The organism is Candidatus Eisenbacteria bacterium (assembly GCA_013140805.1).
Classification (GTDB): Bacteria; Eisenbacteria; RBG-16-71-46; order RBG-16-71-46; family RBG-16-71-46; genus JABFRW01.
This window is the reverse complement of the sequence record JABFRW010000147.1, coordinates 1-20,940: the sequence shown is the minus strand read 5'-3', so window position 1 is coordinate 20,940 and position 20,940 is coordinate 1. Positions and strand designations below refer to the sequence as shown.

The following is a 20,940-nucleotide window of genomic DNA, read 5'->3' as shown; positions in this document are numbered from 1 at the left end:
CGCCCGCGCCGCGGGTGCGGCCTCGCCGACCACGATGCCGGCCATCGCCGCATGACAGCCGGCTGCGAGCCACAGCGCAGCGGCCGGCCGTCGCATCCACGACCAGCGCGCGAGCTGCTCGCGCGCATCGGAGGCGCGGCGCGCCCACAGCCAGAAGCTGGTCGCGAGCAGCTCGAGTCCGATCGCCGTCGACCACAGGCCCCGCATCGACGAGAGTGCCGCTCCCGCCGCGATCAATGCGACGACCGGCAGCGTGGTACCGAGCTCGAGCCTGGCGACCAGCGGTCGCAGCGCCTCAGTCGTGAAGATCGTGCGCATCATTCACCCACGCGCTGCCGGTCGTGCGCTCGCGCAACCAGCCGAGCCGCAATGCGGGCCCGGCGGCGACCGCGGTCGCGAGCCACAGGGCACCGGCCGGCGGCAGCTCGTCCGGGAGTTGCACGCCGCGGGCGGCGCCATGCAGCACTTGCAGTCCGAGCCCCATCGCGCCGAACGCGAGTGCTGCGCGACGCAGATGGCGCCTCAGCATGAGGTTCAGATAGCCGGTGCCCAGAACCAGCAATCCCCACGAGGTGCGGCGCGCGTCCTCGGGCGACAGGTCCTGCCTCACCACCGCCGCGCCCAGAAACGCGATCAGTGCGAGCCCGAGTCCGAGACCCACGGTGCCGCTCTCGAGCGCACCGCGCGCGCGCGTGATGGCGCGTGGTTCGCCTTCGCCCTTGCCGCTTCCCCACCACGCGATTGCGATCCACAGCGCCGACCACGCGAGCGTCCAGCCGAGCGGGAGCGCGAGTTCGCCGAGCAACGGCAGCAGCAGCGCCACGCCGAGGGCCGTGAATCGTACGGTGCGCGCTCCGGGCAGGAACGTGGCTGCGACGATCATCGCAATCGGAGCAAGCAGGCGCCCGAGGTCGAGGAACGACAGTTCGGTCCAGGCGTCGAGGAAGTGCACGGCGGTCCCTCGCCGCGCCGGGGCTGCGTCAGACGTGCAGGTGACGCGCCTCGGCCGCGCGTAGCATGGCCATGAATTCGTCGGGGTTCGCGGCGTCTCTCAACTGCCCGCGCACCGATTCTTCCCGCAGGAGTCGCGAGATGTTCGCCAGCACGCGCACGTGCGGTGCCGCAACGTTCTCGGGCGAGACGAGCAGGATCAGCAAGTTCACGGGCTCGCCGTCCACCGCCTCGAAGTCGATGCCGTTTCGCGCGATCGCGCACGAAGCCACCATGCGATCCACCGCGCGCGCCTTGCCGTGCGGAATCGCCACTCCATTCCCGATGCCGGTCGACATCATGCTTTCGCGCCGCAGCACGCGATCCAGGAGTTCGCCCTGGCTCTTGATGCCGTGCGCGCGCTCGAGCAGATCCACCAGCTCGACCAGCGCCTCGCGCTTGGATCCGGCCGCGAGGCGCAGCTCGATCGCCTGTGGATTGAGGAGTTCGGACAGCAGCATGGGCGCTCCAGCGCTCGGGTGGAGGAAGGCAAGCCGTTGGAAGCTATGAATCTATGCGAGAGCGTGTCAAGCGAAGTTTCGCCGTCACATCCCGACGCGAGCGGGGTATCTTGAGGTGCGCCCCGCCCCACTCTCACCGAGGAGCCTCATGATGCGCGTTCGAATCACTCTCGCCGTCGCTTCACTCGCATTGTTCGCAAGCCTCGCGTTCGCGGAACCCGCGGCGCGCGTGGTGTACGTGAACGGTGTGCCACGTGTGGAGCTGGATGGAAGCTGGGCGGGAGCACGCTACTCGGTGGCGCGCGCGTTCCACGCCGACGGCCCGTTCGACCTGGTGCTGACCTCGGATGCGCTGTGCACCGGCGACTGCTACGCGCTCGACTACGGCGCGCAGCCTGGCGCAACGCACTGGTATCGCTTCGAGCTGTCGCTGCCCGACGGCCAGGCGGTGAGCTATGGGCCGTTTCCGATCGTGATCTCGCCCGAGCAGGCGCGTCCGCTCGCGGTCGCACTCCATCCCAACCCGTTCAACGGTGCGGCGACGCTCAAGCTCACGCTCGCGGGGCGGCCGGGCGTCACTTCGCGCGGCGAGGTCGGGCTCTACGACATTCGTGGGCGCAGACTCGCGACGCTGCACCGCGGTCTGATCGGCGCAGGCTCGACCGACATCCGCTGGGACGGCCGCACCGACGGCGGGCGTCCGCTCGGCTCCGGTGTGTACTTCATTCGGGCGCACACCGAGGACGGCCGCAGCGCGATCAGCCGGGTGGTTCGGGTCCGGTAGCTACCGGCCGGATGCTGTGATTTTTTACTCCCCGGCACACTCTCATCCGGCGTAAGCTACTCGGTCGTCGGCAACCCACCTGCCTTCCATCGCCCCCTCTGTGCCGCAAGGACTTCGAGATCGTGAGCCGACGCGACATCTCCGTTCGATTCGGGTACCTGATGCTCGCCGCCGCCGCGTGCCTGATCGGTGAGCGTCTCGAAGCTGCGGGGGTCTACTCGAACCCCCTGTTCGTCGAGGAGAAGGTCACCCCCGGATTCGTGTGGACGCTGCCCACCGCGCTGGCGTTCCTGCCGGGCGGTCGCATGCTGGTGACTGAAAAGGGCGGGCGCGTCTACTCGGTCGTGAACGGCGTCAAGCGCACGACGCCGCTGCTCGACATCTCGAGCGAAGTGCTCGACAACGTCGACCGCGGACTGCTGGGACTCGCGATCGATCCGAACTACCTCGCGAACCACTACGTCTATCTGATGTACACGGTGGATCCCGATTCGAACGGGAACGAGAACAACGACGACGCGTTCGGCCGTCTCGCGCGCTTCCAGGTCAGCTTCGCCGACTCGAACGTGATCCCGTACTCGTCTCGCACCGTGCTGTTCGGCCACACCTGGACCAGCGGCGCGGTCTCGACCTCGGGCTCGCACACGATCGGCTGCCTGCGCTTCGCGCCCGATGGAACGCTGATGGTGTCGGTCGGAGACGGCGCCCAGTTCTCGGGCCCCGAAGACGGCGGCGGACTCGATGCGGGCGCGTTCGGTGCCGGCAGGACGAACCCGCTCGAAGACATCGGCGCGTTCCGAGCGCAATACCTGTCGAGCCTGTGCGGCAAGATCCTGCGAATCGATCCCGCCACCGGCTTCGGCGTGCCGAGCAATCCGTTCTACGAGGCCGGTAGTCCGAGTTCGATCAAGTCGCGCATCTGGGGCTACGGTCATCGCAACCCGTTCCGATTCACGATTCGCCCCGGCACCGGCGTCACCGACGCGTCGGCGGGAAATCCCGGCGTGCTGTTCATCGGCGATGTCGGCTCCTCCGAGATCGAAGAACTCGACATCTCGACCGGACCGGGGCGCAACTTCGGCTGGCCATGCTACGAGGGGCCGACCTCGTACCCCGAGTTCCAGTTCATGAGTCCGCCGCGCGGCGGCTGCGCGACGATCGGAACGCCGGCGAATCCCTCCTCACACACGCCGCCGACGCTGTGGTGGAGTCACGCGAACGGTTCGATCAGCAATCCCGTGAACGTGACCGGCAACGCGTCGGTGAGCGGCATTTTCTACACCGGGACGCGCTACCCCGCGCAGTACCAGGGTGCGATGTTCTACTTCGACTACGGCCAGAGCTGGTGCCGGGTCGCGACCGTGAACGCGAGCCACCAGATCACCGGCACCTCGGCGTTTGCCACCAATCTCGAAGGCCCGGTCGATTTTGCACTGGAACCCGTGACCGGGGACATCCTCTACATCTCGATCGCGCCCGACGAGATTCGGCGCATTCGCTTTATCGGGCTGACCGGCAACGAGCCGCCGGTCGCGGCCGCCGCGGCAACGCCCAGCACCGGCGTGGCGCCGCTGGCGGTCAACTTCTCGAGCGCCGGTTCGTTCGATCCCAACAGCGATCCGTTCACGATCGCGTGGGCGTTCGGCGATGGGCAGGGCTCCAATCAGGCGGCCCCTTCTCACCTCTACACGAACCCCGGCAGCTACGACGCGATCCTCACGCTCACCGATGACGACGGCAACATCGGGCGTGACACCGCGACAGTGGTGGTGTTCACGAACAACAATTTCCCCTCGACCGCCGTGCTCGATTCGTTCGATCGCGCGAACGGAGCGATCGGCGGCTCGTGGGTGGACCAGACCAACGGCCTCACGATCAACAACAACGCGCTCACGCAGTCCTGCTGCTCGCCGACCACGGTGTGGAGTGGTCAGAGCTTCGGGCCCAATCAGGAGGCGTACCTTCGCTTCGGTGCGGTGACCCCGGGGGCCAACGAGCAGGATCTGATGCTCAAGGTTCAGGGGCTCTCCTACACGACCGGCCACATCGAGGTGCGCTACGACGCGGCCGTTTCGCAGGTGAAGATCGCGACCTACCTCAGCTCGACCGGCTGGACGCAGCGCGGCGCGTTCGCGGCCACCATGGCGCCCGGCGATCAATTCGGAGCGCGGGCGCTCTCGAATGGATTGGTGCAGGTGTTCAAGAACGGCGGGTTGATCGGCCAGGCCACGACCGGCAACTGGCCGTTCACGGCCAATGGCGGCTATCTGGGGCTCACCTTCGACGGCGCGCTGCTGTCGCGACTCGACGACTTCGGCGGCGGCAACGTGGTGATCGATCCCAATGCCCCGCCCGAAGCGAGCATCCAGACGCCGGCGAATCTGAGCCACTACGTCACCGACCTGCCGGTGGTGTTGAGCGCCACCGCCTTCGACTCCGAGGACCCGCTCGATTCGCTGCGCTTCAACTGGGACCTGACGCTGCACCACAACAATCACACGCATCCGTCGCTGTTCTTCTCGACGCAGCGCGTCGACACGCTGATCCCGGACGACCACGACGACGGCACCGGAGTGTGGATCGAGATCGAACTGCGCGTCACCGACAAGGGCGGCGCCACCGACACGGTGCGGCGCTTCATCTATCCGGAGATCGACCTGCAGGCACGCCCGGCGTGGGTGCTGCCTGCCACACCCGTCGCCGGGGCGCCGATCACGATCGGCTCGTGGATTCGAAACGGCGGCCGCATGCCGGCGCCGATTTCGCGCTGGCGGCTCCGCATCGACAACAACACGTGGGCCGAGCGCGACACCCTGATGATCGCGGGCGACAGCGTGCTGGTGCAGGTGCAGCTCCCCGCCAACTCGCTCGCGGCCGGCAGCCACACGCTGCGCTTCGTGGCCGACACGCTCGGCACCGTTGTGGAGACCAACGAGTCGAACAATGCCTACGTGCAGGCGCTGGTCGTCCAGCCGGGCGGCGCGACCGACGTGGGCGCGCTGCCGTTCGCGATGCGGCTCTCGGAGGCGCGCCCGAATCCGGCCAGCGGACCGGTGGCGCTCGCGCTCGAGCTGCCGCACGCGGCGCGCGTGAGCTTCGACGTGTTCGACGCCCAGGGACGTCTCGTGCATCGCCAGGCCGAAGCCACGTTCGCGGCCGGAATGCACGGGCTGATCTGGAAGGGAGTGCTCCCGAGCGGTGGCCCCGCCCCCGCCGGTGTGTACCTGGCCGCGGTGCGCGTGGACGGCCGTCGCCTCGTCAAGCGCTTCGCGATGGTCAGGTGAGGGGCCGCCTCACCCTCGATTTGGTCCGCTTGAATCGCGCTCGCGATGCGTCAACCCGTCTCGGGCTGTGATACGATTTCGCGCGTCCAACCGGGGCTTCGACCTCGCCCGGACCACTCCCCCCCACTTCCTAGGGCGGCCGCAGGCCGGGAGCCTGCGTTTGCCGGGATGGCACGCATCGCGATGAATCGCCAGCACATCGACTTCCGCGAGCTGCTCGAGCGTGTGCTCCCGCTCGAATCGTTGCCGCCCCTCGATCGCATGCAGATCGACCGCGCGCTCCAGACCGGTCTGGCGCGCCAGATCGAGGACGCCGCGCTGTTCGCGATCGGCCGACTCGAGGACGAGGGCGTGCTCCGTCGTCTGCCGGGCGAGGAAGGCTCGGGGAACCGCATGCGCCGCTACCAGCCGCGCGAGGGGCTCTCGATCATCACGCTCGAACTGCCGGCGCCCGTCGAACGCGACGGGGTCGTGGCGGTGCCGCGACGCACGCTGCCGGCCGGAGCCGTAGCGGGCCTCGACCAAATGCGTCGCCTGCTGCGTCTCGACGATCCCTCGCTGCTCGCCGACCGCGGCAGCTCGACCACGCCTGAGCGCGATCTGCTCGATCGCGCCGGTCGCGAATTCCTGCGAGCACTCGCGGTGCGCTTCTATGCGGCCGGCGTCGACACGCCGGCCGGTGACGACCCGCCGATCGATCGAGAACTGATCGAGCAGGCGATCCACGAACCTGGTCGATTGTTCTACTGCCCGCACACGGCGCAGAGCCGTCGGCTGGTGCAGACCGCGGCGCGGCGCGGCGTACCCGCACTCGGCGTGTGCGCGGTCGCACCGGTCGACGGCGAACCGCTCGGTGCGCTCGAAGTGCGCGCCCCGGCGCATCCCACCTACGGCCCCGAAGACCTGGCGCGCTTCGCGTTGCTCGCCGACGCCTACGCCGTGGTGTTGCAGCGGCGCGCGCGCGTCGAGCAACTGGTGTTCGTCGACACGCTGACCGGCAGCTTCAACCGGCCGTATTTCGACCGCCAGCTCGAGAACGAAATCGCGCGTTCGCGCCGCGAGCGCGAAACCATGGCGCTCCTGATCGCCGACGTCGACGACTTCAAGGTCTTCAATACGGCGTATGGCTACGAGGCCGGCAATCAGGTGCTGCAGCAGGTCGCGCTGGCGCTGCGCCGTGGCGTGCGTCCGTTCGATACCGTGGCGCGCTGGGGCGGCGAGGAGTTCGCGGTGGTGCTGACCGGACCGGTGCAGGCCGACGACGTGATCATGATCTCGGAGCGCTTGCGCAGCGCGGTCCAGCGCATGGCGCTGCGGCTCGAGGGACTCGACGGCCGCACGCACGCCGCCGCGGTCACGGTGAGCATCGGAGTGGCGCTGTGCCCCGAGCACGGCCACGACGCGCCCGCGCTGTGGCGCTCGGCGAATCGCGCATTGCTCGAGGCGAAGGCCACCAACAAGAATCGCGTGGTGATCGCGATGGCGAGCGGCGAGTAGCCCGCTTCAGCCACCGCGCCGCGTGACCGTCGTGCCGCTACGGCAGCGCGCGCTCGAACTCGCGCCCGTTCCACCGCAGCACCACGTCCTGCGGGTGCCGCGCCACCACGTCTTCGAAGCGCCCCTCCACCACCCGCACCCGCAGATCCTCCCGCCCGACCTCGCGCTCGAGCCATGCTTCACCGAAGTTGAGGGGCCCGAGCCCCGGCATCAGGAACACCGAGTAGCGCGGGGACCGATCGTCGTCGTCGACCAGCCACACGCCGGCGTCGCGCGGCGCGAGCACGAGATGCGGGCGCGCCGCCGCCTCGAGCGGTGCGACCTGCGCGCCGTTGCGAACCGCGAACGCGATCTTCTCCGCCACTGCCGGGAGCTGGAGCGCGAGCCAGCCCGCGACCAGCAGGGTGGCACCGAGCCGCGGCGCGGCCCCCGCACGACTGGCGGACTCGAACGCAAGTCCGGCGATCACCCCGAGGAATCCGAGCAGCACGTAGGCATAGAGCTCGCTCACGTGAGAGAGCAGTGCGTAGGGTCCGAGGGCGACCAGCATCGCGAGCGCCACGCCGGCCGCCCGGGCGCGGAAGCGTCCGGCGATCATCGACATCGACAGGAACGCGAGCCACACCAGCCCCGCGCCGACCGCGAACGCGAGGCCCGCGCGGTCGTGCGATGACCACGCCAGGTAGGTGCGCACGCTCGAGGTCGGCGTGATCGCCGCGGCCAGCAGCTGCGCCACGTGCGTCAGGGTCGAGAGCCCGAGCGCCGGTCGATAGCGGCTGCCCGCAAGCGAGAGCCCGCCGACCTGATTCCGGATCAGCAGAAACGCCGCGGTCACTCCCACCAGCAATCCCACGAACACGGCCCAGCGCAGCCAGCCGCCGGGCGGCGCGAATGAGTGCGTGGCCGGTGAGGTGTCGTGCGAGCGCGCCGGCCACCCCGCGACCAGCGCCAGCACCGGCAGGAATCCCAACGCCGCCTCTTTCGAGAGCAGCGCGAGTGCAAACAGACTCACGGCGAGGACGGTGAATGAGCGGCGCCGCGGGCCGCGCGCCTCCCACGCCGCGAGTGTCGCCGCGGACCCGAACAGCGCGCACCAGAGCTGGGACAGCGTGTCGTTTCCGAGCACCGCCATCGCGGCAGCCTGTGAGGCCAGCACCACGATCGCTCCGATCGCCGCCGCGGTGAGGGACGCACCGAGCCGCGCGAGCGCGAGCCCCGCGAGTCCCGCGAACAGTGCGTGAGACGCGATCGCCATGGCGTGGATCGGCCACGTCGCCGTGTCCCAGTGGCTGCGCGCGAACGCGAGCCACGCCGCTTCGAGCGGGCGATACCAGCCGGTCTGAGCATTCGCGGCCAGCCACGGCGACCCGCTTCCCGGCGGACGCAGGTACATGAGGTCGTCGCCGTACCAGCCACCGTGCAGTCCCGCGCGGTAGAGCACGAATGCCATGGCACCGAGAACGAGTACGGCAAGCGCGAGGTGCAGCGGAGCGAGCGGCGTCGGGGTCGACGATGACGCGCTTCGCACGGACGGGTCCCGGTCGTCGCGGAGGTTCACGCGCCCAAAATCGCATCGGGCGCCCGCTCGCACAAGCGAGTGGACGCCCGATGATGGAAAAGCCGGCTAGTTCGCGGCGGCGTTCAGATTGGTGATGCCGGCGGGTGCACGCGTGTCACCCGACAGCGTCAGGGCGTTCGCGATGTTGCTCACCGGCGACCAGTTGCCGGCATCGTCACGGGTCTTGAGCGCGAAGTAGTAGGTGGTGCCCGGAGTGAGGCTCAGCATGACGTAGGTCTGCACGCCGCCGGACGCCAATGGCACCGGGGCCGAAGCCACCGGAGTGGCCGAATCGAAGTTCCCGGAGTTGATCGGACTCAGCGACCACCGCAAGTCGATCGCCGCTGCGATGCCGATGCCTCCATCGTCTCCGGTCGCGGTCCAGCGCAGGATCACGTATTGATCACCAATGTCCACCGGCTGAAGAGTGGTGACCTGATCGGGTGGCGCGGTGTCCGGGCCGCCCGCGCCGAAAGGGACCGCCCCCACGTCGGATCCGCCGGTGCCCATTCCACGTGCCGCCGAGTTGGAACGGATCGCGGGATCGAAGCTGGTGCGCGAAGAATCCGCGAACTGCGGACTCCCATAGCGAGAATTGCACTCGTTGCCCTGTCCCCAGCCCTGTCCCGTTCCGTTGGCGCACAGCCAGCCACTCGAGCCCGGTGCCGAGTAGCCGCTCGAGGCGCCTTCGATTTCATAGAACACGCTTCTCGAGGCACCGGCGTAGTGCGCGAACAGATTGTTGTTCGAGATGAAGCTGCGGTTGCGGGGCACGTAGTAGCCGAGCCCGGTCGTGTACTCGGCGCCGGTCGCGGTGCTGTTCGTGTAGAAGATGCAGTTGGTGATCTTGAGCGTGGTAGTGGTCGGCCAGTCGACGCCCTGAATGTCGAGGAACAGCGGCGCGTTGTTGCTCGCCGCCTTGCCGTAGAACGTGCAGTGGTCGATCAGTCCCACTTGCTGAGCGGTCGAGAGGTTTCCGGAGCGCATGCGATCGATCACGAGGCCGGGGTGGTTGTCCGACTTGATCACGCAGTTGCGAAGCGTGTCCGCGATGATGCCGTCCTGCCAGAAGACGCCGGTGTAGCCGCCCGGATCGGGGGTGCGGATGTCCCAGAAACAGCCGTCCCAAACGTTCTGCTTGGTGTCGTTCGACCACTGGTCGGATCCCGACTGCGACATGAAGAACTCGATCGGGTAGGCGCCGGTGGCGGTGAAGCGATTGCGAAGGAACAAGTTTCGATAGCACGAATCGCGAAGGCAGTACATCGCCCATGCCTGAGTGCCGCCGGGACGGTTCTCCGCCAGGACCGTGAACGAGTTGTCCTTCATGATGTTGTTGTACGCGTGCATGTAGCGGAACAGGTAGGCGCGGCCCACGTCCGCGGTGCCGTTGAACGTTCCGGTCACCACGTTCGAGTCGATGACGCAGTACTGACTGCGCGAGGTGACCATGATGCCGCGCGAGTCCGAACCCATTTTCGTGATCGACATGGTGTTTCGCCGCAACGTGTCACGCTCGGGATTCGCGAATCCGGTCGGAATCTGATCGCCGTTGCTGCTCAGGAACCGGACTGCGTAGCCACCGACATTCGTGATGGTGTTTGCCGCGATCATGCTGTGCTTGGAGCCGTACAGGCTGATCGACTCGAATCGCGAATAGGCGATCGAATCGCGCTGACACACGGTGCTCGAACCCGCCCCGAGGGTGACTCCGCCCGAAAATGAGAGCCCCTTGAGCGTCACGTAGGAGCGCGTGAGCGTGCCACCGGAGACCGTGACGAGTCCAGGATTCGACAGGTTACCGACGTAGGTGATGCGAGCGTTCGCGGATCCGTCGACCGACGGGTTCGGGAAGCTCGAGTACGAGCCGTTCGAGAGCACCACCACGTCGCCCCCACGGAGCGTCGAATTGGCCTTGGAGAGAGTGGCCCACGGTGTGCTGGAATTGAGCCCGGTGTTGGAATCGCTGCCGTTGGGCGCGAGGTAGTAGGTCGCCGCACGCGCCACGGTCGGCGCGAGCATCGAGATCGCCAGCGCGAGCATCGCGCTGGCAGCGAGACGGCCGCGGCTGGCCAGGATGTGCATTCTGAAGAAGTCGTTCGTCATGAAGCCTCGCCGGCGAAAGTCCGTTTCGACACGTCTTCGAGAGTGCGGGGGGTTCAGTTTGGAGCAATCCGCATGCCGCGCAATCGGATCGGGCGATGCAGCGGGGGCCGCGCTGTCATCACGCAGCTTGGGTCGGGGGTCTCGGGGGGCAGCGGTGCGCCGGGCGCGGATGGTGTCATCCGGGCAGGCAATCTGCAACCGTAAATCGCGGAATCCGCATGGCCGATAGCGATTGCAGGCACGGAGCGTGCGAGCAGGAGTGCTGCCGTCGACTCGCGGCGGCACGCATCGCTGACTTGGGAGTGACGCCCGCGTGACGTACGTTGCGCGCTACCTGCGCTCGAACGGGCCTCTGCACGGTTTTGAGTCCGGGGCGCGAGTGTGGCAGTCGGACCACGCTGACTAGGGACTTTCTGCTCACGGCGTAAGTCCGCACCAGTGAAATCGGTTTCCTGGGGACCCGAATCGGCCCCTCCAGCCACACGCACTCGAGCCAGGGAGGCGCACATGAACTCAGCCGTCGCGCGTGCGCTCTACCACGCACTCCAGCTGTGGCGCGGCGAGCCCGTGCTGGCGGCGATGCGCGATCTGCGTGAGTCCAGGGCCTGGCCCCGAGAGAAACTCTTCATGATGCAGTGGGAGCGCCAGAAAGCGCTCTACCGCCACGCGTTCACGACCGTGCCGCATTACCGCGACAGCTGGACCAAGCTCGGGCTCACTTCCGCCTCGATGACCTCGCGCGAAGCGTGGAGCCGACTGCCGGTGCTCGAGAAGGCGGATCTCCACCAGAAGTCGGCCGATCTCAAGTCGTCGCGCCGGTACGGCGGACTCGCTTCATCGACCTCGGGTTCGTCCGGCACGCCGGTGGCCGTGTTCCGCTCGCACAAGTCGTGGGCCTATCACCACGCGAACATCTTTCGCGGCTGGGAGTGGTTCGGAATCCAGGTCGGCGATCCCTATGCCTATCTGTGGGGGCTCGCGCTCGACAGCGAAGGCAAGCGACAGGCGTGGATGAAGGACGGCGTCTTCAATCGCCGCCGCTGTTCGGCGTTCTCGCTCGACCGCGACCGCGCGGTCGCGTTCTTCCACGAACTTCGCGCGCATCCGGTCGAGTTCCTCTACGGCTATCCGTCGGCGGTCGCACAGTTCGCCGAAGAGCTCGCCGCCGCCGGTCTCGATGGACGCGAGCTGCGCGTCAAGGCCGCCGTCACCACCGCCGAGGTGCTGAAGGAGCATCAGCGCGCGCGCATCGGCGAGGTGTTCGGCTGTCCGGTCGTCAACAGCTACGGCTGCGCGGAAGTCGGCATCGTCGGGATCGAGTGCGAGCAGGGCCGCCTGCACATCCCGATCGAATCGGTGGTGGTCGAGACGCTGCCGGGCTCCGACGGCTACGACGAAGTGCTGCTGACCGATCTCATGAACGAGGCGCAGCCGGTGATTCGCTACCGGATCGGCGATCTGGTCAAGCGCGAGGAAGACACCTGTCCGTGCGGCCGCGGTCTGCCGGTGCTCGGTCAGATCCTGGGCCGCGCCGGCGACACGCTCGAGCTTCCCGACGGCCGCAAGATCAACGCGAATCTGCCGAGCTACATCTTCAAGAAACACGGCAAGGCGGGCACCGTGCGCGAGTATCAGTTCGTGCAGTTCCGAGACGGCACGATCGAGCTGCGCATCATTCGCGGGCCCGCGTGGACCAACAACCTGGTGCACGAGATCGGCGTGGAAGCGCGCGAAGTGCTCGGTGTCGACGTGGCGGTGAGCCCGGTCGATCGGATCGAGCGTGTGGGCCGCGGCAAGCACCGGGACTTCGTGCGGGCCGAGTAGCGCGGTGAACCGCGGATCGCGGTCGGTCAGCGATTCCGGCGCGGCAGCGCGAAGTTGATGCCGGCGCAGATCGAGGGCCCGCGCCCCGACACGCTGTCCTCGATCTCGATGTTGTCACGGGGAGCCAGTACGGAGCCGTAGCTCACCAGTCGATAGTCGTACTCGACGTACGGACGCACTCCGGCTGGGAACCGCAGTTCGAACCCCGAACCGAACGTGAATCCACCGCCCTGGTACTCGACGTCGAACGGCGTGGCGGACAGATCGTAAGCACCGCCGTCGAGCCGCAGACGTGCCGCGGTGATGCCGACCCTCACGTAGAACTGACCGCGACCGCTCGTGAGCGACTTCCCGAGCCCGGTTCCGATCAGCAGGTCGATGCTCGCGTAGTGAAGCTTGGTCGGATAGCCGTCCGGACGCAGCGCGCCGGGCGCCCGATGATGCGTGAGGGCGTAGCTGAGTTCGCCCGAGACCTTGTCGCTTCCGCCGCCCAGAACGAATCGCAGCCCATCGCCAGGGTCGATCGTCGGCACGTCGTAGATCGCGTCGGCGCCGATCAGCACGGTGTCATCGTCGAAGTCACCGTCGACCTGATTCCGAATCCAGCCGATCCCGATGTAGCTCCAGGCGGTGGTGGCGCTGCAGGTCGTGACCATCAGCATCAGCAGGAGCGCGAGGACTCCGCGCACGCGTTGAGGCGAACCCGAGTTCATCGGCCGATTTCCTCGCTGGTCGCTCGCGCGATCGGAGCGGCGGTGGGTTCCGCGTGTCCCTGCGCGCGGGAAGGCTACCACCTCGGCGCTACCGGCCCCACGCCTCGACGGTGGGAGCGACCGGCAACACGTTGAGCCCGTTGGCCAGCGGTCCGGGCCCGAATCGCGCACGCAGGGTGTAGCGCCCGCGCCCCGCAGAGCCGGCGAGCGAGTCCCACCACACCGGCCCGAGCACCGGATCGGTCTCGAACGAATAACGATCGACCGACGAGATCAGCACGATCTCGCCGCGGGGTCCGCGAGGATGGGCGCGCAGCGAGTCGTCCCAGGTGTGAATCAGCGGATACCTGGCCGGGACGCGCGCCTGAAAGCGCGGACTCCCGCCGATCTCGATCGTGGTGTTCGACGGCACTTCGCGGGCGATCCAGCGTTCCATGCGCAGGCGCGGATCATCCAGCATCACGAGGCTCAGGCGCGGACCGCCGATCAGCGCCAGCGCGACCAGCGCGGCGATCACGACTCGACGCACCGGGCCGGCGGCGGCCAGGCGTTCGAGCCCGGCGTCGATGCCGCGCATTCCGAGCGGCCACGCGAGGAGCAGGAACGGCAGCAGGAAGCGTGGGCGCGCATAACCGATCGCGATCGCGGTCGGCAGGTAGAGCGCGCATGCGAGTACGCGGGCGCCGAGGCCTCGCCACGAAACGCGCATGACCAGCGCCGCCACGATTCCCACCCGGGCTGGCCAGCCGAACGCCACGTCGGTCTCGCGCAGGTAGTGCCACACCAGCTGCAGCGTGCCCATCAGGTTCGCGTCGTAGCGCCTCGGATCGACTCCGGCGCCGGTCACGTACTCGAAGTGCTCCCGCCAGCCGGAGAGGTTCCATGGCAGATTCCACGCAACGGCGTAGCCCAGCGCGAAGCCGACCGCCACCAGCACCACCGAGAACAATCGCTCGGGCCCGCGCCCCACGTCCTTCGCACGCCACGCGGCATAGGCCAACACGCCGGCCGCCGGTGCGATCGCCATGTCCTTGGTCGCGACCGCGAACGCGGCGGCCGCTGCCGCACTCGCGAGCTTGAAGCGCGAAGCGTGCGGCGATTCGGCGAAGTGACAGGCGAGCCACAGCCAGAACAGATAGTGCAGCTCGGGATTCGAAGTGCGCGCGTAGTAAATGAACAGCGGCGAGGCCAGCGCGATCAGCGGCGCCAACCACGGGCGGCGCGCGGCCGGCTCGGCCGGACGATCCGGATCGCCACTCGAGTGGCGCGCCAGCATGCCCACCAGTGCGAGCGCGAACAACACGGTGACGAGTCGTGCCGTCACCACCAGCAGCGTCATCGCGACCTCGGGGTGGCGAAATCCCCACGGATAGCTCGATGACGGCGTACCGAGTTCGCCGGTCAACTTGAACACCGCGAGCACCGGCGCGTAGGCCGCGGCGGTGAAGTAGTACGGAATCGGTCCGTACTGCGCGTGCCAACCGGGAGCGAATCGCGCCGCCAGGGCCTTGAGCACCGAGCCGGGCGCGATGTTGTCGATATCCCACGGGTACTGCCCGTGAGCACCCCACCAGATCGGCACCAGCAGTGTGACGAGCAGCAGCGCGCCACCCAGCGACCACACCACCGATCGGTTGCGATGACGCGTCACGAACAACCCCCGCGGCCGTGGGTCATGCGAGTCGTGGCCTGGGGCTCAGCGCCCGGCCGTCGCCTTCTCGGGCACGGCCGCGCGCAGCACGATCGTTCCGTCGGCGGCATCGACCTGGACGGTGCTGCCGGGTTTGAACTCCCCGGACAGCAGTTTCATGGCGAGCGGATTCTGAAGCCGCCGCTGGATCGTGCGCTTGAGCGGCCGCGCCCCGTAGCGGGGATCGAAACCCTCCGCCGCCAGCGCGTCACGCGCCGCATCGGTCAGCGCCAGCTCCACGGTGCGCTCCGCCAGCATCTTGCGCAAGCCCTCCAGGTGCAGGTCGACGATGCTGCGGATGTGCTCGCGCGACAACGCATGGAACACCACCACCTCGTCGATGCGATTGAGCAGCTCGGGACGAAAGTGCGTGCGCACCGCTTCGTCGACGCGGCGTTCCAGCTCCTCCCGGTCGTCCTCTCCCAGCTCGAGGATCCATTGCGAGCCGAGGTTCGAGGTCATGATCACGAGCGAGTTGCGGAAGTCCACGGTGCGCCCCTGGCCGTCGGTCAGCCGCCCGTCGTCGAGCAGCTGAAGCAGCACGTTGAGCACCTCGGGATGCGCCTTCTCGACCTCGTCGAACAGGATCACCGCATAGGGGCGGCGGCGCACCGCTTCGGTGAGCGAACCGCCTTCCTCGTAGCCGACGTAGCCGGGCGGCGCTCCGATCAGTCGCGCCACGGCGTGCTTCTCCTGGTACTCGGACATGTCGATGCGGACCATCGCCCGATCGTCGTCGAACAGGAACTCGGCAAGCGCGCGGGCCAGTTCGGTCTTGCCGACGCCGGTCGGCCCGAGGAACAGGAACGAACCCATCGGGCGCTTGACGTCTTGCAGCCCCGCGCGCGCGCGTCGCACCGCGTCGCTCACCAGCCGCACCGCCTCGTCCTGGCCGACCACTCGCCGATGCAGACGCTCCTCCATGTGAATCAGCTTCTGCACCTCGCCTTCGAGCAGGCGCGACACCGGGATGCCGGTCCACTTGGCCACCACTTCGGCGATGTCCTCCTCGTCGACTTCTTCCTTGAGCATGCGGCGCTCGAGCTGGACCTTGGCGAGGCGCGCGTTCTCCTGCTCGAGGTCGCGCTCGAGCTGCAGCAGGTGGCCGTAGCGAAGCTCGGCGACGCGCGCCAGATCGCCCGCCCGCTCCGCGCGCTGCTCTTCGAGTTTCAATTGCTCGCGCCGCGCCTTGAGCTCGCGGATCTTCGTGACCGCGACCTTCTCCTTCTGCCAGTGGGCCGAGAGCGTCGAGATTTCCTGCTGAATGCGGGTCAGCTCCTGATCGAGCCGCTGGAGTCGATCGCGGCTGCCGCGATCGGACTCCTTGGCGAGTGCCTGCTTCTCGATCTCGAGCTGGCGTTCGCGCCGCGTCAGTTCGTCCAGCTCGACCGGCATGGAATCGATTTCCATGCGCAGCCGCGACGCCGCTTCGTCGATCAGGTCGATCGCCTTGTCGGGGAGCTTGCGGTCGGGCAGGTAGCGATTCGACAGCATCGCCGCCGCCACCAGCGCCGAGTCCTTGATGCGAATGCCGTGGTGAACCTCGTAGCGCTCCTTCAGGCCCCGCAGGATCGCGATCGCGTCCTCGACCGAGGGCTCGCCGACCAGCACCGGCTGGAAGCGGCGCTCGAGCGCCGCGTCTTTCTCGATGTGCTTGCGGTATTCGTCGAGCGTGGTCGCGCCGACGCAGTGCAGCTCGCCGCGCGCGAGTGCCGGCTTGAGCAGATTCGCGGCGTCCATCGCACCCTCGGCACCGCCGGCGCCGACCAGCGTATGCAACTCGTCGATGAAGAGGACCACGCGTGCGTCGGCCGCGGTGACTTCCTTGAGCACCGCCTTCAGGCGATCCTCGAACTCGCCTCGAAACTTGCTGCCGGCGATCAGCGCTCCGATGTCGAGCGCGATGACGCGTTTGTCCTTGAGGCTGTCCGGAACGTCGCCCGCCATGATGCGCTGCGCGAGCCCTTCGACAATCGCGGTCTTTCCGACCCCGGGATCGCCGATCAGCACCGGGTTGTTCTTGGTGCGGCGCGCCAGCACCTGGATCACGCGTCGGATCTCTTCGTCGCGGCCGATCACGGGATCGAGCTTGCCCCGGCGGGCGAGCTGCGTGAGGTCGCGTCCGTACCGGGTGAGCGCCTGATACTTGTCCTCGGGATTGTCGTCGGTCACGCGCTGGCCGCCGCGCACCTGCTGGAGCGCCTTGAGGATCGCATCCGGCGTGATCCCTGCCTGCGCGAGCGCCTTCTGCGCGCCACTCGCCTGCGCCGGATCGGCGAGTGCCAGCACCAGGTGCTCGACGCTCGTGAACTCGTCTTTGAGCTGTGCGGCCGCTGCCTCGGCGGCTTCGAAGACCTTGCGCAGATTCTCGCCCAGATAGAGCGCGCCGCCCTGAACTCGCGGGAGGCGCCCGAGCGCCGACTGCGCCGCGGCCAGCAGCGGCTCGGCGACGACGCCCAGCTTTTCGAGCACCGCAGAGGTCGTGCCTTCGGCATCCTCGAGCAGGGCGACCAGCAGGTGCTCGGGCGACAGCTCCTGATGACCGCTCTCGCGGGCCACGCGCTGCGCGCGCTCGATCGCTTCCTGCGACTTGATCGTGTAGTGGTCGAAGCGCATGCGTCACTCTCCGATCCGTTGAAGTGCCGACGAACGGCGCGACGTTAGCACGCGCCGACGATCCGGAGGCACTGAGCGGCTACCCCGCGGCGATGCCCTGAGTCAGGCGCTCACCAGACTCGCCACGGTCTTGCGCACCGCGACTTCGAACGTCTCCACCGGCACGTATCCGAGCGTTCGCACCGCCTTCTTGCACGAGAACGTGAGCGGCGTGGTGAGCTTGCGGAGCGCCGCCAACGTGACCGGACTGCGCAGCCCGACCCTGCCGAGTGCGCTGCCGAGCGCCGCGGCAGGCCACACCAGCGCATAGGGCAACTCGCGCAGCGGAGTGGTCGGCCGTCCGGACTCCGCGAGCGCCGCGGCGATCTGGCGCGCGAGAAACCGCACGCTGCGATCGTCGTCGTCGGTGAGCAGGAACAATTGCGCGGCGGCGGCCTGTTCGATCGCGAGTGCGAAGCCGTGAGCGGCATTCGCGGCACTCAACAGGCTGCGCGGTTCCTCGCAGGGGCCGGGGAGCGCGAAGCGGCCGCGCTCGATCGCCCGCACCAGGGTCGCGAAGTTTCCGCGATCACCCGGCCCGTGCGTGATCGGGAGCCGCAGTGCCACACCACCTCGCTCGAGCACCACACGCTCCGCCGCAAGCTTCGATTCGCCGTAGGGGGAGCGCGGCTGCGTCGGAGTGCTCTCGTCCGCGTGCAGGTCGAAATCGCGCCCGTAGACCGCCACGGTCGAGGCGAATGCGAAGCGCCCCGGCTGAATCCCGGCGGCGATTGCCGCACCGTGCAGCCGCTCGGTGGTGGCGAGATTCTCGCGCCGATACGCGGCGGGATCGTGCACCTCGGCGCGATGGACGAGCGCTGCGAGGTGCACGACCGCGTCGCAGCCCTTCACGAGCGGCGCCACGTCGTCGACGGCGAGTTCGGCCCGCACCCACTCGAGTGCGCCCGCTGCCGCAAATCCGAGACTCTCGGGCGAGCGCCCGCGCCACACCCCGCGCACCGCATGGCCCGCCGCGAGCAGTCGCGCAACGGTCGCGCGACCGACACAGCCGGTGCCTCCCGTCACGAGGACTCTCACGTTCGGAACAGCTGCTCGAATTCGGCAGCAAGCCGGTCGCGCGCAAACTCGGATTCCGCCACTCGGCGAGCACGATCGCCCATCGCGGCGCGCCGTGCCGGATCGTGACGCAGCGCGAGGATCGCTTCGGCGGCCGCACGCGCGTCATTGGCCGCGTACGAGAGTCCTGCACCGGAGCGGTCGAGCAGTTCGCGAATCCATCCATCCGTGTTGTTCACCACCGGCTTGCCGGCCGCGAGGCTGTCGAACAGCTTGTTCGGCGAACAGGTTGCGAGCACCGGAAAGGGTTTGAACAGGCACAGTGTCAGGTCGGCCAGGGCATGCCACTGCGCCACTTCGGTCTTGGGTCGCACGCCGATGAAGTCGATGTTCGCCAGACCACGTTCGAGCGCAAGTCGCTCCATTCCGGCACGTTCGAAGCCGTCTCCCACCACCACGATACGAACGTCGCTGGCGCCACGGCGCGCGAGTTCGGTCGCGATCTCGACCAGCTCGATGCTGCTGTTCGCGCGGCCGAGCGTGCCGGCGTAGAGCACCACCAGCTTGCCGGCATGGCGTGCTCGCATCGACTCGGGAATCTCGACGTCGGGCCGGAACAGATCGAGATCCGCCGAGTTCGGGATCATCGCGACGCGTGCGCCGGGCGCGACGCGACGGACGCCCTCTGCCATTCCCGGCGACAGCGCAACCACGGTGGTGCTGTTGCGATAGCACAAGCGCTCGAATGCGCGCGCGATGCGCTGAGCGATTCCGTTCTTCAACATGCCGAGCTGGATCGCGCCTTCGGGCCACAGGTCGCGCACCTCGAAGATCAGCGGTTTGCGGCGCAGCCAATGCGCCAGCAACCCCGGGACTCCGACCGTGATCGGTCCACTCGATGCCACCACGATGTCGCACGGCAGCGTGAGCGCATAGCGAACGCTCAGGAGCGAAAACTGCAGGAAGGTCCAGAGCCGCCGCAGGGTCCCGTGCTTGTTCGAAAGGCGCAGGTTCATGGCGATAATCGTGACGCCTTCGATGCGGAACTCGGTCACGAATCCGGTCGGTTCGAGGTCCGACTTGTCGTAGATCGAGGTCACTACCGTCACGGCGTGACCGGCCGCGGCCCAGCGACGTGTGAACTCGTAGTAACGCGTGCCCCACGCGCCTCTGGGCGTGCAGTAGTACTGGTAGAAGATCAGAACCCGCGCCACGCGTGTTTCCCTCTCGACCTCGAAGCGATGCTCGAACGGCGGCCCACGTTACCGCATCCGCAATGCGGAGGCATCGCCGACACAATCGGCGCCCGGATGCGCGTGCTAGGCTGCGCCTCTCGCACTCGCTTCGTTCTCGAGTCACTCACGGAGGTACCCATGACTTCGCCGCCCCCGGCGCGCGATCCCGGCGAGGCGATCGCGGCGCTCGAGCGTCAGGTGGAACGGCTCGGCGCGCTCGCGGCGTTCCTCGCGATCGCGGTCGTGCTGCTGTTCGCCCAACGCGTACTGCCCACACCGGTGCTGGTCGCGGAACAGTTCCTGGTGCGAAATCCGAATGGCGTGGTGCGTGCGGAGCTGTCCTCGCACGGCGGCCGGGAGCCGGTGCTGCGACTCAACGACGCGGCCGGCAAGGAGCGGATCCTGCTCGGCGTGCGCCCGGACGGCACGACGGAGATCCGGCTCGCCGATTCGCTGAATCGCCACCGCGCCGCACTCGCGCTGTGGTCGGACGGATCGCCGAATCTCGTCATGATGGCCGACGACGGACGCTCGCGGATCCGCATGAGCGTCGGTTCGAACGCCGTCGGCTCGCTGCTGCTCGCGGATTCGCTGGGACGTGACCTGCGCGTCGCGCCGTAGTCGCCGACTAGGCCGCGACGTCCAGATACGGAATGAGCAGCGGCAGGATGCGGCGCGCGAGCGGCGGGTAGTCCATGGTGAACGACATCAGAGCGCGCAGGGTGTCCCACTCGTAGCGACGGCGCTCGAACTGCAGCGCCGCCTCGAGCAGGATCGCGCGCGCCGAGGCACGCTCGGCCTCCGGCACTCCGAGCTGATCGATCTCGGAGGCCATCACCGACAGCGCAGTTGCCACTGGATGTCCGGCACGCACCGGCGCGAGGGACTCTGCGGGCAGCGTGTGCTCCTGCGGTGGCAGTTCGTCGCTCGGCTCGCGCTCGGAGGCCGCTGGCCTTTCGGCGCGTCGCACCGGTTTCGCGCGCGCTCGCATCACCGGTGATTGATCCAGAAAGTCGGCCGCCGAGGGTTCGGGCTCCGGCGCCACTGGCCGGACAGCCGGGGGCGGTACCGCGCGCAATGCTCCGGGCGTCGTCGCGCGGACCGCGCCCGGCCGTCCGGCCAGTGG

The 20,940-nt window shown here is 68.2% G+C and carries 16 protein-coding genes; 5 read left to right on the top strand and 11 right to left on the bottom strand.

All coding sequences use genetic code 11. The features are described from left to right. The 3 genes from HOP12_11665 to HOP12_11655 all read right to left on the bottom strand — a co-directional run. A partial coding sequence (locus HOP12_11665) for a hypothetical protein (protein NOT34813.1) occupies positions 1 to 321 on the bottom strand: 321 nt, incomplete at its 3' end. Continuing rightward, positions 296 to 952: a hypothetical protein gene (locus HOP12_11660; GenBank protein ID NOT34812.1), complete on the bottom strand. Its 657-nt coding sequence runs from the start codon at positions 950 to 952 to the stop codon at positions 296 to 298. The genes HOP12_11660 and HOP12_11665, both read right to left, overlap by 26 nt. A 28-nt stretch (positions 953 to 980) precedes the next feature. Then, positions 981 to 1,451 carry a PTS sugar transporter subunit IIA gene (locus HOP12_11655; protein NOT34811.1) on the bottom strand — a complete coding sequence of 157 codons (471 nt, stop codon included), beginning with the start codon at positions 1,449 to 1,451 and terminating at the stop codon, positions 981 to 983. Positions 1,452 to 1,599: 148 nt separating this feature from the next. Between HOP12_11655 and HOP12_11650 the strand changes: the two genes are divergently transcribed. From HOP12_11650 to HOP12_11640, 3 genes are all read left to right on the top strand, one after another. Then, positions 1,600 to 2,235, top strand: coding sequence for a hypothetical protein (locus HOP12_11650; GenBank protein ID NOT34810.1), 636 nt, complete (start codon positions 1,600 to 1,602; stop codon positions 2,233 to 2,235). Positions 2,236 to 2,357: 122 nt separating this feature from the next. Further along, positions 2,358 to 5,519 carry a PKD domain-containing protein gene (locus HOP12_11645; GenBank protein ID NOT34809.1) on the top strand — a complete coding sequence of 1,054 codons (3,162 nt, stop codon included), beginning with the start codon at positions 2,358 to 2,360 and terminating at the stop codon, positions 5,517 to 5,519. A gap of 168 nt (positions 5,520 to 5,687) precedes the next feature. Further along, complete coding sequence (locus HOP12_11640; protein NOT34808.1) at positions 5,688 to 7,016, top strand: GGDEF domain-containing protein; 1,329 nt, start codon at positions 5,688 to 5,690, stop codon at positions 7,014 to 7,016. A 37-nt stretch (positions 7,017 to 7,053) separates the two neighbouring features. Here HOP12_11640 and HOP12_11635 read toward each other — a convergent pair whose 3' ends face one another. Together HOP12_11635 and HOP12_11630 are read right to left on the bottom strand one after the other, a co-directional pair. Further along, a complete protein-coding gene (locus tag HOP12_11635; protein ID NOT34807.1) occupies positions 7,054 to 8,574 on the bottom strand; it encodes a hypothetical protein in 1,521 nt (506 codons plus the stop codon). Positions 8,575 to 8,640: 66 nt separating this feature from the next. Continuing rightward, entirely contained in the window at positions 8,641 to 10,680 is a 2,040-nt protein-coding gene (locus HOP12_11630; GenBank protein NOT34806.1) for a DUF1565 domain-containing protein, read from the bottom strand. A gap of 507 nt (positions 10,681 to 11,187) precedes the next feature. Here HOP12_11630 and HOP12_11625 point away from each other — a divergent pair. Next, positions 11,188 to 12,504, top strand: a complete 1,317-nt coding sequence (locus HOP12_11625) for a phenylacetate--CoA ligase family protein (protein ID NOT34805.1) — start codon at positions 11,188 to 11,190, stop codon at positions 12,502 to 12,504. A gap of 26 nt (positions 12,505 to 12,530) precedes the next feature. Here HOP12_11625 and HOP12_11620 read toward each other — a convergent pair whose 3' ends face one another. The 5 genes from HOP12_11620 to HOP12_11600 all read right to left on the bottom strand — a co-directional run bounded on the left by HOP12_11620 (position 12,531) and on the right by HOP12_11600 (position 19,793). Continuing rightward, complete coding sequence (locus HOP12_11620; GenBank protein ID NOT34804.1) at positions 12,531 to 13,217, bottom strand: hypothetical protein; 687 nt, start codon at positions 13,215 to 13,217, stop codon at positions 12,531 to 12,533. Positions 13,218 to 13,305: 88 nt separating this feature from the next. Continuing rightward, the gene (locus tag HOP12_11615; protein ID NOT34803.1) at positions 13,306 to 14,868 is read right to left on the bottom strand and encodes a hypothetical protein; all 1,563 of its coding nucleotides are present in this window, start codon (positions 14,866 to 14,868) and stop codon (positions 13,306 to 13,308) included. 45 nt (positions 14,869 to 14,913) lie between these two features. Next, complete coding sequence (gene clpB / locus HOP12_11610) at positions 14,914 to 17,523, bottom strand: ATP-dependent chaperone ClpB (GenBank protein NOT34802.1); 2,610 nt, start codon at positions 17,521 to 17,523, stop codon at positions 14,914 to 14,916. 102 nt (positions 17,524 to 17,625) lie between these two features. Then, positions 17,626 to 18,588 (bottom strand): NAD-dependent epimerase/dehydratase family protein, encoded by a 963-nt coding sequence (locus tag HOP12_11605; protein NOT34801.1) that lies wholly within the window; start codon positions 18,586 to 18,588, stop codon positions 17,626 to 17,628. An 8-nt stretch (positions 18,589 to 18,596) separates the two neighbouring features. Then, positions 18,597 to 19,793 (bottom strand): glycosyltransferase family 4 protein, encoded by a 1,197-nt coding sequence (locus HOP12_11600; GenBank protein ID NOT34800.1) that lies wholly within the window; start codon positions 19,791 to 19,793, stop codon positions 18,597 to 18,599. A 159-nt stretch (positions 19,794 to 19,952) separates the two neighbouring features. On the opposite strand from HOP12_11600, the gene HOP12_11595 reads away from it, so the two are divergent. Beyond that, a complete protein-coding gene (locus HOP12_11595; GenBank protein NOT34799.1) occupies positions 19,953 to 20,435 on the top strand; it encodes a hypothetical protein in 483 nt (160 codons plus the stop codon). A 7-nt stretch (positions 20,436 to 20,442) separates the two neighbouring features. Here the strand turns inward: HOP12_11595 and HOP12_11590 are convergent, their stop codons facing one another. After that, positions 20,443 to 20,784, bottom strand: a complete 342-nt coding sequence (locus HOP12_11590; GenBank protein NOT34798.1) for a hypothetical protein — start codon at positions 20,782 to 20,784, stop codon at positions 20,443 to 20,445. Positions 20,785 to 20,940 lie beyond the last annotated feature (156 nt).